At 73.1% G+C, this 16,824-nt stretch carries 15 protein-coding genes; 8 read left to right on the top strand and 7 right to left on the bottom strand.

What is annotated here, in order from left to right:
* The first annotated feature begins 141 nt into the window (after nt 1–141).
* Entirely contained in the window at nt 142–2,376 is a 2,235-nt protein-coding gene (locus tag ABT023_RS11870) for an outer membrane protein assembly factor BamB family protein (RefSeq protein ID WP_350884386.1), read from the top strand.
* A 31-nt stretch (nt 2,377–2,407) separates the two neighbouring features.
* On the opposite strand, the gene ligD is transcribed toward ABT023_RS11870, so the two are convergent.
* Complete coding sequence (ligD, locus tag ABT023_RS11865) at nt 2,408–3,397, bottom strand: non-homologous end-joining DNA ligase (RefSeq protein WP_350884384.1); 990 nt, start codon at nt 3,395–3,397, stop codon at nt 2,408–2,410.
* A gap of 68 nt (nt 3,398–3,465) precedes the next feature.
* Nucleotides 3,466–4,260, bottom strand: coding sequence for an isocitrate lyase/PEP mutase family protein (locus tag ABT023_RS11860; RefSeq protein WP_350884382.1), 795 nt, complete (start codon nt 4,258–4,260; stop codon nt 3,466–3,468).
* Between the two features lie 226 nt (nt 4,261–4,486).
* Between ABT023_RS11860 and ABT023_RS11855 the strand changes: the two genes are divergently transcribed.
* Both ABT023_RS11855 and ABT023_RS11850 read left to right on the top strand, forming a co-directional pair.
* Nucleotides 4,487–5,032, top strand: coding sequence for a TetR/AcrR family transcriptional regulator (locus tag ABT023_RS11855; protein ID WP_350884380.1), 546 nt, complete (start codon nt 4,487–4,489; stop codon nt 5,030–5,032).
* A 44-nt stretch (nt 5,033–5,076) separates the two neighbouring features.
* Nucleotides 5,077–7,284: an MMPL family transporter gene (locus tag ABT023_RS11850; protein ID WP_350884378.1), complete on the top strand. Its 2,208-nt coding sequence runs from the start codon at nt 5,077–5,079 to the stop codon at nt 7,282–7,284.
* Nucleotides 7,285–7,342: 58 nt separating this feature from the next.
* Here the strand turns inward: ABT023_RS11850 and ABT023_RS11845 are convergent, their stop codons facing one another.
* Nucleotides 7,343–8,599: an erythromycin esterase family protein gene (locus ABT023_RS11845; protein WP_350884376.1), complete on the bottom strand. Its 1,257-nt coding sequence runs from the start codon at nt 8,597–8,599 to the stop codon at nt 7,343–7,345.
* Nucleotides 8,600–8,743: 144 nt separating this feature from the next.
* Between ABT023_RS11845 and ABT023_RS11840 the strand changes: the two genes are divergently transcribed.
* On the top strand, nt 8,744–8,935 hold the full coding sequence (locus ABT023_RS11840) for a DUF2795 domain-containing protein (protein WP_350884374.1): 192 nt from the start codon (nt 8,744–8,746) through the stop codon (nt 8,933–8,935).
* A gap of 111 nt (nt 8,936–9,046) precedes the next feature.
* On the opposite strand, the gene ABT023_RS11835 is transcribed toward ABT023_RS11840, so the two are convergent.
* The gene (locus ABT023_RS11835; protein ID WP_350884636.1) at nt 9,047–9,949 is read right to left on the bottom strand and encodes a Gfo/Idh/MocA family protein; all 903 of its coding nucleotides are present in this window, start codon (nt 9,947–9,949) and stop codon (nt 9,047–9,049) included.
* Nucleotides 9,950–10,199: 250 nt separating this feature from the next.
* On the opposite strand from ABT023_RS11835, the gene ABT023_RS11830 reads away from it, so the two are divergent.
* Both ABT023_RS11830 and ABT023_RS11825 read left to right on the top strand, forming a co-directional pair.
* Entirely contained in the window at nt 10,200–10,595 is a 396-nt protein-coding gene (locus ABT023_RS11830; RefSeq protein ID WP_350884634.1) for a hypothetical protein, read from the top strand.
* Nucleotides 10,588–11,004, top strand: a complete 417-nt coding sequence (locus tag ABT023_RS11825; RefSeq protein WP_350884372.1) for a hypothetical protein — start codon at nt 10,588–10,590, stop codon at nt 11,002–11,004. Before ABT023_RS11830 ends, ABT023_RS11825 begins: the two co-directional genes overlap by 8 nt.
* A 95-nt stretch (nt 11,005–11,099) precedes the next feature.
* Here ABT023_RS11825 and fabG read toward each other — a convergent pair whose 3' ends face one another.
* Both fabG and ABT023_RS11815 read right to left on the bottom strand, forming a co-directional pair.
* On the bottom strand, nt 11,100–11,858 hold the full coding sequence (gene fabG, locus ABT023_RS11820) for a 3-oxoacyl-ACP reductase FabG (protein ID WP_350884370.1): 759 nt from the start codon (nt 11,856–11,858) through the stop codon (nt 11,100–11,102).
* A gap of 56 nt (nt 11,859–11,914) precedes the next feature.
* Nucleotides 11,915–13,567, bottom strand: a complete 1,653-nt coding sequence (locus ABT023_RS11815) for an alpha-amylase family protein (RefSeq protein ID WP_350884368.1) — start codon at nt 13,565–13,567, stop codon at nt 11,915–11,917.
* Nucleotides 13,568–13,636: 69 nt separating this feature from the next.
* Between ABT023_RS11815 and ABT023_RS11810 the strand changes: the two genes are divergently transcribed.
* Both ABT023_RS11810 and ABT023_RS11805 read left to right on the top strand, forming a co-directional pair.
* A complete protein-coding gene (locus ABT023_RS11810; RefSeq protein ID WP_350884366.1) occupies nt 13,637–14,251 on the top strand; it encodes a DUF1349 domain-containing protein in 615 nt (204 codons plus the stop codon).
* 150 nt (nt 14,252–14,401) lie between these two features.
* Complete coding sequence (locus ABT023_RS11805; protein WP_350884364.1) at nt 14,402–15,073, top strand: DedA family protein; 672 nt, start codon at nt 14,402–14,404, stop codon at nt 15,071–15,073.
* 53 nt (nt 15,074–15,126) lie between these two features.
* Here ABT023_RS11805 and ABT023_RS11800 read toward each other — a convergent pair whose 3' ends face one another.
* A complete protein-coding gene (locus ABT023_RS11800) occupies nt 15,127–16,686 on the bottom strand; it encodes a cellulose binding domain-containing protein (protein WP_350884362.1) in 1,560 nt (519 codons plus the stop codon).
* Between the last annotated feature and the right edge of the window lie 138 nt (nt 16,687–16,824).

Below are 16,824 nucleotides of genomic sequence, written 5' to 3'. Positions count from 1 at the left end.
CAAGGAATCAACCACCCCTCCAGCCGGGTTGACGATTTCCTGCGAAATCGCCGGGAATCTGCTGGAGAACCGTTGGTCAGGCGGTTGGGGCCGTGCCAAACTCCCCGGCATTCCAAGCGAGCCCGCCGGAAGGAACAGACCATGCCATCGCTGCCAGCCCAGGACCATGCCCGTCTCCCGATGGACCGACGCCGGTTGCTCGGCCTGGGCGTCGGCGCGGTCACCGCGGCGGCCACCGGCGCGGTGGTCGGCGGTTCGCCCGCAGCGGCCGGCTCGCCCGTGCAGGGCAGGCCGGACGGGCCGTGGTCGTCGGGGTTCGCCCTGCTGGGCGACACACAGATCGACGTGGATCTTCCTGAGCGGACCGAGGGGGTGCGCTGGGTGTACCAGCAGATCGCCGCGGCGAACGCGCCGATCGTCTGCCACGTCGGAGACCTCGTCGAACATGGCTCGGTGGCCGAGTACGACACCTATCTGGGCACCATCCCGGCGACGCTGCGGCCCCGGATCCGGCACGTGCCGGGCAACCACGACTGGCGGTGGGACAGCACCGCCGGTAAGCGGTACGGATCGCTGTTCGGGCCGACCCGGTACTCCTTCGACTTCGACGGCCTGCACTTCGTCGCGCTGGACCCGAGCCACCTGCTCCAGGAGCCGGGCGGGTTCGGCGAGTCCGGCATCCAGTGGCTGACCCGCGACCTGGACAAGGTCGCGCCCGGGGTGCCGATCGTGCTGCTGTGCCACTTCCCGTTCGGCGGCGACAACTACTACGTCTCCGACCAGGAGCGGCTGCTGAAGCTGCTCGACCGCTACAACGTGCGGGCCATGTTCGCCGGGCACGTGCACGAGGAGCAGGTACAACGGTTCAACGGGGTGACCCAGCTGGCGGTCGACGACACCCGTGGCGCGCCGATCTACTACTGGGTGCAGCGCGCGGCCGGGGCCGCCGGCCCGGTGCTGAAGGTGACGGCCGTTCGGCGGGCCGCCGACGGCAGCGCCGAGTCCCGGCCGGTGCTGGACATTCCGCTCGCCGGCCCGCGGATCGCCGCGGAGCAGCGACCCCAGGCGGTCTCGCTCGACCCGGCCGGCGCCGCGCTGGCCGTGTCGGTACGACTCTCCCCGCACGTTCGGGCCGCCAACGTGCAGGCCAAGCTCTACCCGCAGCACACCTACGGGCTCAAGGACGCCGGCCCCTGGCGGAACCTCTCCCCCGACTCCGCCGGCCGCCGCTACACCGGTGGCCTGGACATCACCGCGCTGCCGCCCGGCGAGCACCGGATGACCGTACGGGTCACCGACCCCGACGGCGCCTGGCACGAGCAGACCCGCGCCTTCGCTCTCCCCGACGCCGGCCGGCGACTGCGCTGGAGCGAACAGCTCGGCGCACCGGTGCAGGCCGGCCTGGCCGCCCGGGACGATCTGCTGGTCGCCGCGACCACCGGCGGGACCGTCATCGGCGCCCGGCCCACCCGCCGTGGGCTGCAGCGGCGCTGGCAGACCCGGATCGGCCCGGTGCACGGCCGGCCGGCGTTCGCCCCCGACGGCGGGACCGTCTACGTCCCCTCCGACGACCACCGCCTCTACGCCCTCGACCCGGCCACCGGGCGGCGCCGGTTCGCCCACGACGCCGGCGCCCCGGTGCTCGGCAGCCCGCTGGTGACCACGGTCGACGGCCGTACCCTGGTCGTCCTCTCCGCCGGCCAGACCCGGCAGGCCGTCGACGCGCGCTCGGGCGAGACGGTGTGGAACGTGGCCGGACGAGGCATGTTCGCCGGGCGCGCGGCCGGCGACGGTGCCCGCGTCTACGCCGGTGCCGGGGACGGCAACGTCTACGCTCACGACGCCCGAACCGGTGCCGCGCTGTGGTCGTTCTCCACCACCACCCGCGCCACCACCTACAGCCGCCTCATCTACGGCCCCTGGGCGGACACCTTGGAGGTGCTCTCCAACGGCCTGCTCCTGGTGTCCACCGTGACCAACGCGTTCGCGCTCGACCCCGCAACCGGCGAGCCCCGCTGGTCGATGGCCGGCTCCTACATCTACGCACCCAAGCTGCTGCTCGACAACGGCGACGTGCTCATGTTCGACGACGGCGGTCGCACCGCCTCCCGGGTGGACCCGGCCACCGGCCAGGCCCGGTGGACCACCGGCCTCGGCGCCCGCCCGGTCAACACCGGCGCGGCGATCCACGGCAACGTCGCGTGGACCCCGACCACCACCGGCCTGCTGGTCGGCCTCGACCTCACCACCGGGTCGGTCCGGACCCGGCTCCAGCTCACCACCGCCGCGTACTGCTACAGCCCGCCGGTCGTCATCGGCGACATGCTCCTCGTCGGCGACCAGGACGGCCTGCTGCACGGCATCGCCGTGGGCTGACCGCCCGGTGGCGCGCCGCCCGCCCCGCCGGTCAACGGGGGCGGGCGGCGGGGCCGGATCCCTGCTCCTCGGCACGCCGGGCGCGGGCGCGGCGCTTACCCTCGTGCATGGCCTGCACCCTGGCGACCGGGATGCCCCGGCCCTGCTCCACCAGGTCGGCGGGAAGGCGCTGGGGCGGCGGCATCGACCCGGTCCACGGGTCACCGTCGGCGACCAGGGCGGGGACGGTCCGCACGGTGAAGTCGGCCGGGGCGACCGCGTCGAGGTCGTCCCAGCCGACCGGGAAGGACACCGGCAGTCCCGGGCGCAGCCGAGGGCTGTACGCGGCCACCACGGTCGCCCCGCCTGCCCTGGTGGAGTCGACGAAGACCCGGCCGCCCCGGTCCTCGCGGATGAAGGCGGTGGTGGCGAGCGCCGGGTCCAGCCGTTCGGCACGGACGGCGAGGGCCCGGGTGGCGGCGGCCAGTTCCTCGACGCCCGTGCCCGGCTCGACCGGAACGAACACGTGCAGCCCTTTCGCCCCGCTGGTCTTGACCGCCCCGGAGAGCCCGGCGTCGGCCAGCGCCTGCCGGACCAGCCGGGCGGCGGCCACGACCGTACCGAAGGCGGCCCCCTCCGGCGGGTCGAGATCCAGCACGAGGTGGGTCGGGTGGCCCGGGCGCTCGACGGTGGCCAGGGTCGGGTGGTACTCCACGGCCCGCTGGTTGGCGAACCACAGCAGCGTCCGCCGGTCGTCGCAGAGGGCGTACGACACCTCGCGGTGCGACGCCTCGGCCCAGACCGATGCCCGGCGCACCCAGGCCGGGGTGTACTTCGGCAGGTTCTTCTGCATGAACGGGGGCTGACCGCGCAGCACCCGCACCACCGACAGTGGACGGTTCCGCAGGTGCGGGACCAGCCTCCCGTGCACCGCGTCGAGGTAGTCCACCAGGTCCCGCTTGGTGGCCCCGGTCTCCGGGGCCAGCGGCTGGTCGAGGTTGGTCAGCGACACCCCGTCCCGGGTCTGCTCCGCGCTGCTCATCACCCCACCCTTCCGGCCCGGCCGCCCGAGGGCAACCGGAACCGGGACGCGGGCGTCGAAAGGCGGCCCTACGCCGAAGGCGGGGCGTACGGGTTCCTGCCGGCCCGGACCGCGTCGAGCAGCGCGGCGGTCCGCGCCCTGATCGCCGCGTACGGGCCGGCGCCGTAGCTGACCCGGGCCGCGCCGAGCCGGGCCAACTCCGCCAGGCTCGGGGCGTCGGGCCTGAAGACCAGGTTCACCGGGGCGTCCGCGCCGGCCACGAACTCCGCGATCTGCTCCGGGTCGGTCAGGAAGATCGGGTAGACGCAGTCCGCCCCGGCGGCCCGGTAGCGCCGGGCCCGGCGGACCGCCTCGGCGGTACGCCCGGCCGGATCGCCGGCCTCACGCAGGTACAGGTCGATCCGGGCGTTGAGCACCAGCGGCACCCCGGCCGCGTCGGCCGCGGACCGGACGGCGGCGAGCAGGCCGGCCTGCTCCTCGGCGTCGTACAGCGCCCCGGTGCGCGGGTCGGAGTCCTCCAGGTTGCAGCCGACCGCGCCCGCGGCGAGCATCCGCTCGACCAGCTCGGCCGGGCTCAGACCGTACCCCCGCTCCAGGTCGGCGGTGACCGGGACCGGCACGGCGCGGGCGATCCGGGCGACGGCGGCGAACATCTCGTCGACCGGGGTGGCCTCGCCGTCGGCGTACCCGAGGGACTCGGCGACCGCGGCGCTGCTGGTGGCGACGACCGGGAAGCCGGCCGCGGCGACGGCCCGGGCGGACCCGGCGTCCCAGGCGTTGGGCAGGACCAGCGGGTCGCCGGTCTTGTGCAGGGCACGCAGCGCGTCCGCGCGCTCGGCGAGAGTCGATGAGTTTTCCGTCATCACCGCATCATGGCAGCCATCGGGGCGACGGCTGTTCTTCGAAAGAGCCGTGTCTCGTCGCCGCGCCGTACCCGGATCCGATCCCGGCATCGGTGTCGGATGGTGACGAACGGGTACAGGGAACCCCGGAAACGGCGGGCTGTGGCGAACGCCACCCGACTTCTCTGACCGATCGGTCAGGCCTGACCGATCGGTCAGGCATGCTGGTGGGCGGGAGGTGGCCGACATGGCTCGGGTGGTACCGGAGACGCACGCCGAGATTCTCGCCGCGGCGGCGCGGCGGTTCGCCGTGACCGGATACAAGGGCACCTCGTTGCAGGACATCGCCCGCGAGGTGGGCGTCTCCAAGGCCACCGTGCTCTACCACTTCGCCAACAAGGAGGCCCTGCTCAGCGAGCTGATGGCCCCGGCGATCACGGTGCTGCACGAGCTGGACCACCGGTTCGCCGGGCTGACCGGCCCGGATGCCCAGCGGGTGGCCGGCGAGGGCTTCGTTAACCTCGCGGTGCACTTCCGGCGGGAGATCGCGCTGCTCCGCGGGGAGTTCCCCGAGCTGCTCCAGCAGCCGGCGTTCGCGCACGTGCACCAGCTCTCCGAGCGGCTCATCGCGGCCCTCGCCGGCCACTCGACGCGCCCGGCGGCCCGGATCGCGGCGCTGGTCGTCCTCGCCGGGATCGCCGAGACGTGCGGCGAGTTCGACGACGTCGCCGACGACGAGCTGCGCGACGCCCTGCTCGGCCTGGTCCGGCGGGCACTGGCACCTCCCGACTGACCTCCACCACCGTCACGTTCACCAACGATCGAGGAAAGAATCTGATGGCGACCCTGTTGTACCGGCTCGGCCGAGCCTCGCTGCGCCGCCGACGGCTCGTCGCCGTCGTCTGGCTCGTCGTGCTCGTCGGCCTCGGTCTCGCCGCGGCGACGCTGCGCGGCCCGACAACGAGCAACTTCACCATGCCCGGCACCGAGTCGCAGCAGGCGATCGACCTGCTCAGCGAGCGGTTCCCGGAGGCCAGCGGGGCCACCGGCACCATCGCCGTGAAGGCTCCGGCGGACGGCCAGCTCGCCACGCCCGAGGGGCAGGCCCTGGTCAAGCAGGTGACCCAGGAGGCGGCCACCCTGCCCGGTGTGGTCGGGGCGGTCGACCCGTACCAGGCCCAGGCGATCACCCCGGACGGCCGGTACGCGCTCATCCAGGTGCAGTTCGCCGGCCGCGCGGACGACGTCACCGACGCCCAGCGCGACGCGTACGAGAAGGTGGGCGCGCAGGCCGCGGCGCAGGGCTGGCAGATCGCCCCGGGCGGCGAGGTGCTGGGCGGCGAGCCGGAGATCGGCTCGACCGAGGCGCTGGGCGTGCTGGTGGCGGCGGTCGTCCTGGTCATCACGTTCGGCTCGCTGGTCGCGGCCGGGATGACCATGCTCAACGCGCTGATCGGCGTCGGCGTCGGCATGGCCGGTCTGTTCGCGCTCAGCAGCGTCATGGAGCTGACCAGCACCGCGCCGATCCTCGCCCTGATGCTCGGCCTGGCGGTCGGCATCGACTACTCGCTGTTCATCACCTCCCGGCACCGGCAGAACCTGATGGAGGGCCTGTCCCCCGAGGAGGCCGTCGGCCGGGCGGTCGGCACCGCCGGCTCGGCGGTGGTCTTCGCCGGCGCCACCGTGGTCATCGCGCTGGCCGGCCTCGCGGTGGTGCGGATCCCGTTCCTGACCGTGATGGGCCTGGCCGCCGCCGGCACGGTGACCGTCGCCGTGCTGGTCGCGATCACCCTGGCCCCGGCCCTGCTCGGCTTCGCCGGCACCCGGGTGCTCCCCCGCAAGCTGCGCAAGACCGAGGCGGCGGCCAACGGCGCGGACCCGACCGGGACCCCCGAGGCGGCGGCCGCGGCGGAGGACCGGTCCGGCTTCGGGTTCCGCTGGGCACGCCTGGTCACCCGGCTGCGCGTACCGGTGATCCTGGTCGCTCTGCTCGGCCTGGGTCTGCTCGCGCTGCCCGCGCCCGACATGCGGTTGGCCCTGCCCGACGCCAGCACGGCCGCGGCCGGCTCGCCGGCCCGGGTGAACAGCGAGCTGATCCGGGAGGGCTTCGGGCCCGGCTTCACCGGCCGGCTCGCGGTCCTCGTCACGTCCGGCTCGCCGGAGGCCACGGCCGCCGCCGCACCGCAGGTCGCGCAGCTCGTCCAACAGACGGACGGGGTGCTCGCGGTGGCCCCGCCGCAGGCCGACCGGACCAAGCGCACCGTGCTGATCGGGGTCATCCCCAAGAGTGGTCCGACCGACGAGGCCACCGAGAAGCTGGTGCACGACATCCGCCAGCGGGTCTCCGGCGTCACCGGCGCGGACGTGCTGCTGACCGGCGCGACCGCGATCGGCATCGACGTGTCGGAGAAGCTCTCCGACGCGCTGCCGGTCTACCTGGTGCTCGTCGTCGGGCTGTCGATCCTGCTGCTGATGCTGGTCTTCCGGTCGATCCTGGTGCCGGTCAAGGCCGCCCTGGGCTTCCTGCTCACGGTCGCCGCGACGTTCGGCATCACCGTCGCGATCTTCCAGCAGGGGCACCTGGCCGACCTGGTCGGCCTGGACACCCCGGGCCCGCTGGTCAGCTTCCTGCCGATCCTGCTCATCGGCATCCTGTTCGGCCTGGCCATGGACTACGAGGTCTTCCTGGTCTCCCGGATGCGGGAGGACTTCGTGCACGGCGACACCGCGCAGCAGGCCACCGTGAACGGCATGGGACACGGCGCCCGGGTGGTCACGGCCGCCGCGCTGATCATGATGGCGGTGTTCGGCGGCTTCGTCTTCCTCGACGACCCGATCATCAAGTCGATGGGCTTCGCGCTGGCCATCGGCGTGGCCATCGACGCCTTCGTGGTCCGGATGACCATCGTCCCGGCGGTGATGTCGCTGCTCGGCAAGGCGGCCTGGTGGATCCCCCGCCGGCTAGACCGGCTGCTGCCCAACGTGGACATCGAGGGCGAGGGGCTACGCGCCCACCTCGCCGAGAAGAAGCCGGCCGACGCCTGACCGGTCCGGCCCCGGGCCCCGCACCGCCGCTGACCCGGCGGGGCGGGGCCCGTCCGGCTCAGACCCCCGCCGGGTACGTCTCCATCTCCCCGAACGAGGTGAGCGCGGGCAACGGGTGCAGCGCGGTGGTGTCGTCGCACCAGACGAAGGCGTCGTAGCGCTCGCCCAGCCGGGTCGGCACGTAGTTGCCCCAGGACTCGAAGGTCGGGTCGTAGACCACGCCGATCGCCCGGTGGTCGTGCTCCTCGGTGACCCAGCCGGGCTGGTCCGGGCCGCCGAAGACCAGCACCGCGCGCTCCGGCATCAGCTCGTGCAGCCGCCGCTCGACCGAACCGGGCCGGGCCGGCGGCACCACCATCGCCTCGGCGGGCGACCCCCACCGGGGAGCCGCCACCGCCGTCCCCCGGTAGCTGCCGAAGCCGACCAGCACCACGTCGTCCGCCCCGTGCCGTTCCCGGGCCAACTGGCCGATGTTGATCAGCCCGTCGGCGGCCATGCCGGTGGCCCGGGCGTCGCCGACGTGGGTGTTGTGCGCCCAGACGACACCCCGGGCGTCCTGGCCGTGGAAGTCCAGCAGTCGGTCCAGGGTGTCCGCCATGTGGATGTCCCGCACGTTCCACGACTCCGGGCCGCCCGCCACCATCGCCCGGTAGTAGCGCTCCGCGCCGGCCACCACCTCCGCGTTCTGCCAGGCCGAGAAGCGGTCCGGGCCGTCCGAGGCGGCCCGTTCCCGGGTACGCGCCAGCAGCTTGATCACCTCCTCCTCGCAGCGGGCCGAGACGAACCGGCTCGCCGCGCCGTACTCCTCGACCCGCCGCCCGTACGGCTCGAAGCACCGGTACGCCTCCTGCGCGGCCTCCAGGGAGGTCGGGTCCTCCTCGCCCAGGTAGTCGAAGATCGCCTGCATGGACTCCCAGAGGCTGTAGACGTCCAGGCCGTGGAAGCCGGCCCGCCGTTGGGCCGGCTGCTCCAGGTTCCACGCCCGCAGCCAGCGGCAGAACCGGGCCACCTCGGCGTTGGCCCACATCCACGTCGGCCAGCGCTCGAAGCGCTCCAGGGCGGCCTGCGGGTCGGCGAGGCCGTTCGGGGCGGCGGTGACCGAGCGGTGCACCCGCTCGCAGTCGGGCCAGTCCCCCTCCACGGCGACGAACGAGAAGCCCCGCTCGGCGATGAGCCGCCGGGTGAGCTGCTCGCGTAGCCGGTAGTAGTCGTGGGTGCCGTGCGTCGCCTCGCCGATCATCACGATCCGGGCGTCCCGGATCCGCTCCAGCAACGGATCGAAGTCGCTCGGCGCGCCGAGCCGCTGTACCAGCATGTGCGCGGCTACCCGGCCCCGTTCGGGGCAAACCGACGGCCGCCGCGCCCCGCCCCTCCGTACGACGCGGACGCCTACCCGCCCGCCCCGTCGGTCCCGAGTCGGGACGGGCATGTCCTGCGGTGCAGCGGGTAGTGGGCTGGTATGACGGTCAGCGGAACGGAGTTGCAGGAGTACCTGGCCGGGCTCGACTACCCGGCTTCCCGGGAGGACCTGGTCCGTTGGGGGCAGGAGAACGGCGCCAGCACGGAGGTGTTGCAGATGCTCCGCGCACTGCCGGCTGGGGAGTTCAGCTCTCCGACCGAGCTGGGTCAGGCGCTGAGCGGTCTCGCCTGACAAGACGAGCCGACGCCCGAAGCCGACGGGTGCCGCTCACGCAGCAGGCGGAAGAGGGTGAGCCACCGCTCGGGCCCGGGTCGCCCCCGGCACGGGCGGTACGACCGCCGGTCAGCCCGGGAGGGTGACGGTGCGGCCCTCGGCACGGGCGGTCTCGGCGGCGTCGAGGACGGCCACCACCTCCCGGCCGAACCGGACGTCGCAACGGTGGTCCCGGGCACCGGCGTCGATCTCCTCGACGAGCTGGTCGATCGCGGTGGAGAGCGCGGTCAGCGCGTTGCCGTCCCCGGGCGGGACCTCCAGCACGCCGTTCTCCCCGAAGAAGACGAAGTCGCGGGTGGTGGCCTCGGGCGGCGCGTCGAGGGTGAGCGACACCGTGCTGGTCGCCCCGCCGTCGTGGGTGAGCAGCAGGTGGACCAGGCCGCTCGGCCCGTCGGTGGCCGCGACCCGGGTCACCCGGCCGAGCACCGGCAGGATGATCGACAGGGCGTGCGGGCCGATGTCCCACAGCGCGCCCCGGTCCCGCCGCCACTGCGACGCGCCGTACGGGTTGCCGGGCTGGAAGATGGACGTGAACATCGTCGCCCGGGCGTGCTGCCAGCCGCCGGCCGCCGCCGTCGAGGCGAGGAAGCCGGTCACGTTCGGGTGGAACCGCTGGGTGAAGAACACCACGGAGGCGACGCCGGCCTGCCCGGCCGCGGCGACCACCCGGTCGGCGTCGGCGAGGGTGAGCGCCAGCGGCTTGTCCAGCAGCAGGTGCCGGCCGGCCGTGGCGGCTCGGACGGCGATGTCGGCCTGCACGTCCGGGGGCAGCGCCACGGCGACCGCGTCGCAGGCGTCGATCAGCGCGTCGACCTCGGTGAAGACGGGCACCCCGTGCCGCCGCGCCAGCTCCGCCGCCTTGTCGGGGTTGCGGCCCCAGACCCCGGCCAGTTCGGCGCGGGGGTGCGCGCCGATCGCCGCCGCATGCGTCTCCGCGGCCCAGTGGCCGGTGCCGAACAAGCCGAACCGCAGCACGTGTACTCCCGGTGTCGTCGCCGGCCACGGCGGTCCCGTGGCCCTGATCCACGCTAGTCGCCCGGCCGACCCGACGCAGCCGACGGGTCCGGACCGCACCAGGTCAGGCCCGCGGAGCGGACCCGGCCAGACCGCCGGACCGGACCCGGCCAGACCGACGGCGGGTGGCGGCGGACCGGTCCGGGGTGAGTACTACACCGGTTAGTAGGCTGTCCCGGTGACCGAGACTCCGACCCCGGTGCCGTCGATGACCAGCATGGCCGCGGCCGGCTCGCCGGTGGACGGGATCCTCGCGACGGCGACGATCGTGCTGTCGCTCGTACTCGCGGTGTGGGCGCTGGTGGCGGCGATGCGCAACCGGTCGCCGGACCGGGTGCAGTTCGCCGGCCTGGCCGTGCTGGAACTGGGCCTGCTCGCGCTGACGGTGGCGGCGCTGGTCGCGCTCGGCGGCGGCGAGCGGCCGGGCGAGCCCGGCGCGTTCTTCGGCTACCTGGTGACGCTGGTCTTCCTGCCGCCGCTGGCCTGGGTGCTGGCCCGGATGGAGCCGACCCGGTGGGGGTCGGCGATCATCTGCGCGATCTGTCTGGTGACCCCGGTCGTGGTGGTCCGGCTCCAACAGACCTGGGAGGTGCTCGGTGGTTGAGACAGAATCACCCCGGCTGGCCACCAACTCCGGGCCGGGCCGGTTGCTGATCGCCGTGTACCTCTTGTTCGCCATCGCCGCGACCTCCCGGGCGGGGTTGCAGATCGCCACGAAGTTCGACGAGGCGCCGGTGGCGTACCTGCTCTCGGCGCTGGCCGCGCTGATCTACATCGTGGCCGCGGTGGGGCTGGCCCGGGCCGGTCACGCCGGCCGGCGGGTGGCGCTGGCCTGCTGCTCGGTGGAGCTGGTCGGGGTGCTCGGCGTCGGCGTGCTCAACCTGGCCGACCCCGCGCTGTTCCCCGACGAGACGGTCTGGTCGGGGTTCGGCAGCGGGTACGGCTACATCCCGCTGGTGCTCCCGGTGCTCGGCCTGCTCTGGCTCTGGCGCACCCGCCCCCACCCCCGCTGACCCCACCCCCGCGCAATCTCACGGAAAGAGTGGGCAGGGGACGCGAAATGGCCGCTCCTTCCGTGAAGGAGCGGCCATTTCGCGGGGTGGTGGGGTCAGGACTTCGGGCCGCCCGCGACGTAGATGACCTGGCCGGAGACGAAGGACGCGCCCTCGCTGGCCAGGAACGAGATGGTGTGGGCCACGTCCTCCGGGCGGCCCACCCGGCGTACCGGGATCTCCGACTCGGTGTGCTTCTGGAGCGCCTCGAAGTCCACCTTCATCCGGGCGGCGGTCGCGGCGGTCATGTCGGTGACGATGAACCCGGGGGCGACCGCGTTGACGGTGACGCCGAACGGGCCCAGCTCGATGGCGAGGGTCTTGGTGAAACCCTGCATGCCCGCCTTCGCGGCCGCGTAGTTGGCCTGGCCCCGGTTGCCCAGCGCCGAGGTGCTGGACAGGTTGACGATCCGGCCCCACTTCCGCTCGACCATGTGCTTCTGGGCGGCCTGACTGAACAGGAACGCGCCGCGCAGGTGCACGCCCAGGACGGTGTCCCAGTCGGCGTCGGTCATCTTGAACAGCAGGTTGTCCCGGAGCACCCCGGCGTTGTTGACCAGCACGGTCGGCGCGCCCAACTCGGTGGCGACCCGCTCGACGGCCGCCTCGACCTGGTCCCGCACGGAGACGTCCGCGCCGACGCCGAGGGCCCGTCCGCCGGCCGCGACGATCGCCTCCACGGTGTCCCTGGTGGCCGACTCCTCGATGTCGACCACGGCGACGGCCAGGCCGTCGGCGGCCAACCGGCGGGCGGTGGCCGCCCCGATCCCCCGCGCGGCCCCGGTGACGATCGCGACCCGTTGCTCCTCGGACATGCCTACTACCTCCCGGTAACTTACGGCGACCACCGGAGCCTAGCCCACCCCCGGAGTCAGTAGGCGGCCCCGCGACAGAGGCGGATCCAGCGGTAGCCGTACCCGGCGAGCTTGAGCGAGTCGAGCTTGCCCACCTCGCCGTAGCTGCGGTCGGCGAGGACGTCCGTCGGCAGGTCCGCCTCGCCGGCGAGCGTGCCGAGGTCGACCTCGACGTCGTCGGTGCCCAGGTTGTGCAGGAAGACCATCGTCCCGGTCGGGCCGTCGGCGCGGTGGGCGAGCACCCCGTGCGGCATCGGCACGTCGATGTGGGTGGTCGAGCCGGAGCCGATCTCCGGCGCCTCGCGCAGCGTCCGGATCATCCGCTCGAACCAGGACAGCAGCGACCTGTGGTCGCCGCGCTGGGCGGTGACGTTGACCTTCTCGTACGAGAAGTCGCCCTTGTCGATCACCGGACGGACCAGCTTCTCCGGGTCGGCCGTGGAGAAGCCGGCGTTCGGCTTGTACGACCACTGCATCGGGGTACGGATCGCCTCCCGGCCGGGCAGCGAGAGGTCCTCGCCCATCCCGATCTCCTCGCCGTAGCGCAGCACGGGCGTGCCGCGCAGCGAGAACTGGAGCGCGTACGCCAGCTCGACGCGCCGCCGGTCGTTGCCGAGCATCGGGGCGAGCCGGCGGCGGATGCCCCGGTCGTAGATCCGCATGTTCTCGTCGGGGCCGAACTCGGCGTACACCTGGTTGCGCTGCTCGGTGGTGAGCCGGGACAGGTCGATCTCGTCGTGGTTGCGCAGGAAGGTGGCCCACTGCCCGCCGGTGGGCAGGATCGGGGTGTCCCGCAGCGCCTCGATCACCGGCTCCGGGTCCTGGCGGGCCAGGGCGAGCACGAGCCGGCCGTTGAGCATGAAGTCGAAGAGCATGTGGATGCGGTTGCCGGAGCCGCCGCCGTCGCCGAAGAAGGTGGGAAGCTGGTCTGGCTCCACGTTGGCCTCGGCGAGCAGGACGGCGTCGCCGCGCCGCCACTGGACGTGCTGGCGCAGCTCGGTGAGGTACTCGAAGTCCTTCGGCGAGTTCGGGTTCCCCGGCTCGGTCAGCTCGATGATGAACGGCACCGCGTCCATCCGGAACCCGGAGACGCCGAGCTGGAGCCAGAACGAGACGATCTTCTTGACCTCGGCGCGGACCTCGGGGTTGTTGAAGTTCAGGTCGGGTTGGTACTTGTAGAACCGGTGGTAGTACCAGGCCTTGGCGGTCCGGTCGTAGCTCCACGTCTCCTTCTGCTCGCCCGGGAAGACCATGCCCTGGTGCCGGTCGTCCGGCTCGTGGTCGGACCAGACGAACCAGTCCCGGTACGGCGAGTCGGGCGAGGACCGGGCGGACTGGAACCACGGGTGCTCGTCCGAGGTGTGGTTGACCACCAGGTCGATGATCACCCGGATGCCCCGGTTCTGCGCCTGGTGCAGCAGCTCGGCGAAGTCACCGAGGGTGCCGAACCGGGGGTCCACGTTGTAGAAGTCGGTGACGTCATAGCCGTCGTCCTTGTTCGGCGACGGGTGGATCGGGTGCAGCCACAGGCAGGTCACCCCCAGCCGGGCCAGGTAGTCGAGCCGGCCGATGAGGCCACGGATGTCACCGACCCCGTCACCGTCGGAGTCCGCGTACGTGTCGATGTCGAGGCAGTAGACGACCGCCTCGGAATACCACCTGTCACCCATGCCGACGTACCTTCTCCGATTCCGGCTCCCGGCAAACGCGAACAAATTCCGGGCGGTAGCGTGCCGGCCATGGGGGTGGAGTCGGAGGCCGGGGACCGGGACGTCGACTGGGCCGAGGGCCGGTGGCTGCACCAGCCGGTGCGCGCCGAGCCGACCCCGGACGGCGGGCTGGTCGTCGAGCCGGGCGCGGGCAGCGACTTCTGGCGGCACACCAGCTACGGCTTCGTGCACGACGACGGCCCGGCCCTGCTCGCCCCGCTGCCGCCCGGCACCGCCGTGGAGGTCACCTTCCGGCTCGACCTCACCGGGCAGTTCGACCAGGCCGGCGTGCTGGTCCGGGTGGACGAGCGGAACTGGGTCAAGGCCGGGGTGGAGTTCAGCGACGGGCAGCCACAGGTCGGCGCGGTGGTCACCCGCGACGTCTCCGACTGGTCGGTCGCGCCGGTGCCGGAGTGGGCGGGCCGGGAGGTGACGGTCCGGGTCAGCCGGGCCGGGGACGCGCTGACCGTCCGGGCGCGCGCGGGCGACGAGCCGTGGCGGCTGGTCCGGCTGGCCCCGCTCGCCCCGCTGGCCGAGGCGTCGGCCGGGCCGTTCTGCTGCTCGCCGAGCCGGGGCGGGCTGGTGGTCCGGTTCCTCGGCTGGCGGCGGGGCCCGGCGGACGCGGCGCTGCACCCGGAGGACTGAACGCGGGGGTCGGCGGGCGGGCCGGTCGCCGGCGGTGTCCAGCCGGCCCGGCGACGGCTCGGGGATGCCGGCGAGGAACGCGGCGGGTGTGATCGCCTCCGAACTGGGTATCACCTTCCGATCCCCCCGACGGCCCGCGGAAGGACAACCATGGCCCTCGCCCAGAACGTCGATCCGTCGCAGTTCACCGGGCTGACCGGGTGGGTGGCCAGCGTGATCGACTCGCTCGGGGCGGTCGGGGTGGCCGCGCTGGTCGCCCTGGAGAGCATCATCCCGCCGATCCCGAGCGAGATCGTGCTGGCCATGGCGGGCTACCTCGCGGCCGAGGGCCGGTTCAACCTCGTCCTCATCGTGGTCGCCGCGACGGTCGGCTCGGTGGTCGGCGCGCTGGTGCTCTACTGGCTCGGCGCGGCCGTCGGCGAGGACCGGCTCAAGCGGTGGCTGGACCACATCCCGCTGGTCGACCGGGACGACCTGGAGAAGGCCGACCGATGGTTCGAGCGGCACGGCCGGTGGGCCGTGCTGATCGGCCGGGTGGTGCCGGTGGTGCGCAGCCTGGTCTCCATCCCCGCGGGGGCGAACCGGATGCCGCTGGTCGAGTTCGTCCTGCTGACCACGCTGGGCAGCGGGGTGTGGAACGCGCTGATCGTCGGCGCCGGCTTCGCACTCGGGTCGCGCTGGGAGGAAGTGGACCAGTACAGCAGCTGGTTCAACTACGCGATCTTCGCCGTCTTCGGCGTGATGATCCTGAGCTGGGTGGTGAAGAAGGTGCGCCGCCGCCGCGCGCGGCGCGACCGGCAGTCCATGACCACCGGTCGCTGACCGCACGCCCGCCCGGCCGTGCCGGGGCGGTACCGCTGCGTCGGCGGTGCTGCTCAGTTGTACTGGGCGGTGATGCTGGTGAACTCCCAGGTGTTCTGGGCGATGCCGGAGCAGTGGGCCACCACTCCCCCGCCGGCGCACGGCCGGTCGCGGTTGACGGCCCAGAAGGTGAACCGGGACAGGCTGCGGGCCTTCGCCCAGTCGCGGATCTGCGTCCAGGTCGCCGGGGAGGTCAGCTCCTGCTGGTCGGACAGGCCGTTCATGCCGGAGATGCCCATGTGCGTGTACGCGGCGGCGTCGGACCAGCCGAAGGCGGTCTTCAGCGCGTTCTTCAGTCCTTCGGCCGCGTTGACGGTGCTCTGGTACATGTTCGCGCCGCCGGCGAAGTCGAACGGCATGATCGTGAACGTGTCGATGTTCGCCCCGAGCGCGGCGGCCTGGTTGATCAGCCGAATGCCGTAGTAAGACGGCCCGGTGGTCGTGGTGCCGAAGGTGACGATCGTCTTGATCCCGGGGTTGTTCTGCTTGACGATCTTCAGCGCGCCGAGGATCCGGTCCTGCACCGCCTCGTTCTCGAACTCGTCGCTGTTCTCGATGTCGATGTCGATCGCCTTGAGCCCGTACGCGTTGATCACCTGCTGGTACGCCGCCGCCAGGGCGCTGGCCGACGAGCAGTTCGGGCCGAGCTTGTTACCGCTCCACCCGCCGAAGGACGGGATGACGTCGCCCCCGGCGGCCCGGATCGCGGCGATGGTGTTGGCGTGCGCGCCGCCGGTGAGCGGGCCGCTGCCGTCCCAGGCCGGGGTGCAGCCGCCGCCGGAGAGGACGAACGCGATGGTGAACCATTTGATCCCGGTCGCACCCATCACCGTCGAGGGCGCGGGCGGGTCGCCCCAGCCCGGGTAGAGGTACGGCGCGGCGGCCATCGGGGCGTTCCCGCCGCTGCAACCGGTGGTGGTGGCGGAGACTGCCGGCGACTTCGCCGACTCGCCCGAGGAGTTGTACGCCGCCACGGTGTAGTTGTGCGCGGAGCAGACGGCCAGCCCGGACACCGTCGTCGAGGTGCCGGGAAGGGTGGCCTTGACGGTGGTGCCCTCGTACACCCGGTAGCCGGTGACCGTGCCGGACACGGCGTTCCAGGCCAGCGAGACCGAGGCGTCGGTGGTGCCGGTGACCCGCAGCCCGCCCGGGGTGGCCGGGCCGCCGGGGTTGCCGCCGCCGGTGCAGGAGCCGCCGTTGACGGTGCAGTTGGTCGGGTCGCCGGTGCCGACGACGACGAACCCGAACGACGTGCTGGCGCCCGGGGCGAGGGCGCCGTTCCAGGACTTGTTGACGGCGGTCACGTGCTGGCCGGCGGTGGTCATCGTGGCGTCCCAGAAGGTGCCGAGGGAGTTGCCGGCGGGCAGGTCGAACTGGACGTTCCAGGAGCCGATGCTGGCCGAGGTGTTGTTGGTGACGGTGAACTTCGCCTCGTACCCGCTGCTCCAGCTCGAGGTGCGGACGAAGGCGGCGGTGGCCGCCGACGCGGCCGGCGGGGCCACGAGGGTGGCCGCGACGACGGCGGCGGCGAACGCGGCGGCGAACGTCGCCGCGCGGGGGAACCGGAGTTTCACGTGGCCTCCATGGACCGGTGGTGGGGGTTTCCGCCCGAGGGGGGCGGGCGGGACCGCCCGCCCCCCCCCGGGGGGCCCCGGGGGGTGGGGGGGGGGGTGGTAAGAAGACCACACAGCATAAAAAAACTCAACACACCA

The organism is Micromonospora sp. NPDC002296 (assembly GCF_040296145.1).
Classification (GTDB): Bacteria; Actinomycetota; Actinomycetes; order Mycobacteriales; family Micromonosporaceae; genus Micromonospora.
The sequence above is the reverse complement of the archived record's forward strand: the minus strand, read 5'-3'. Positions and strand labels throughout refer to the sequence as shown.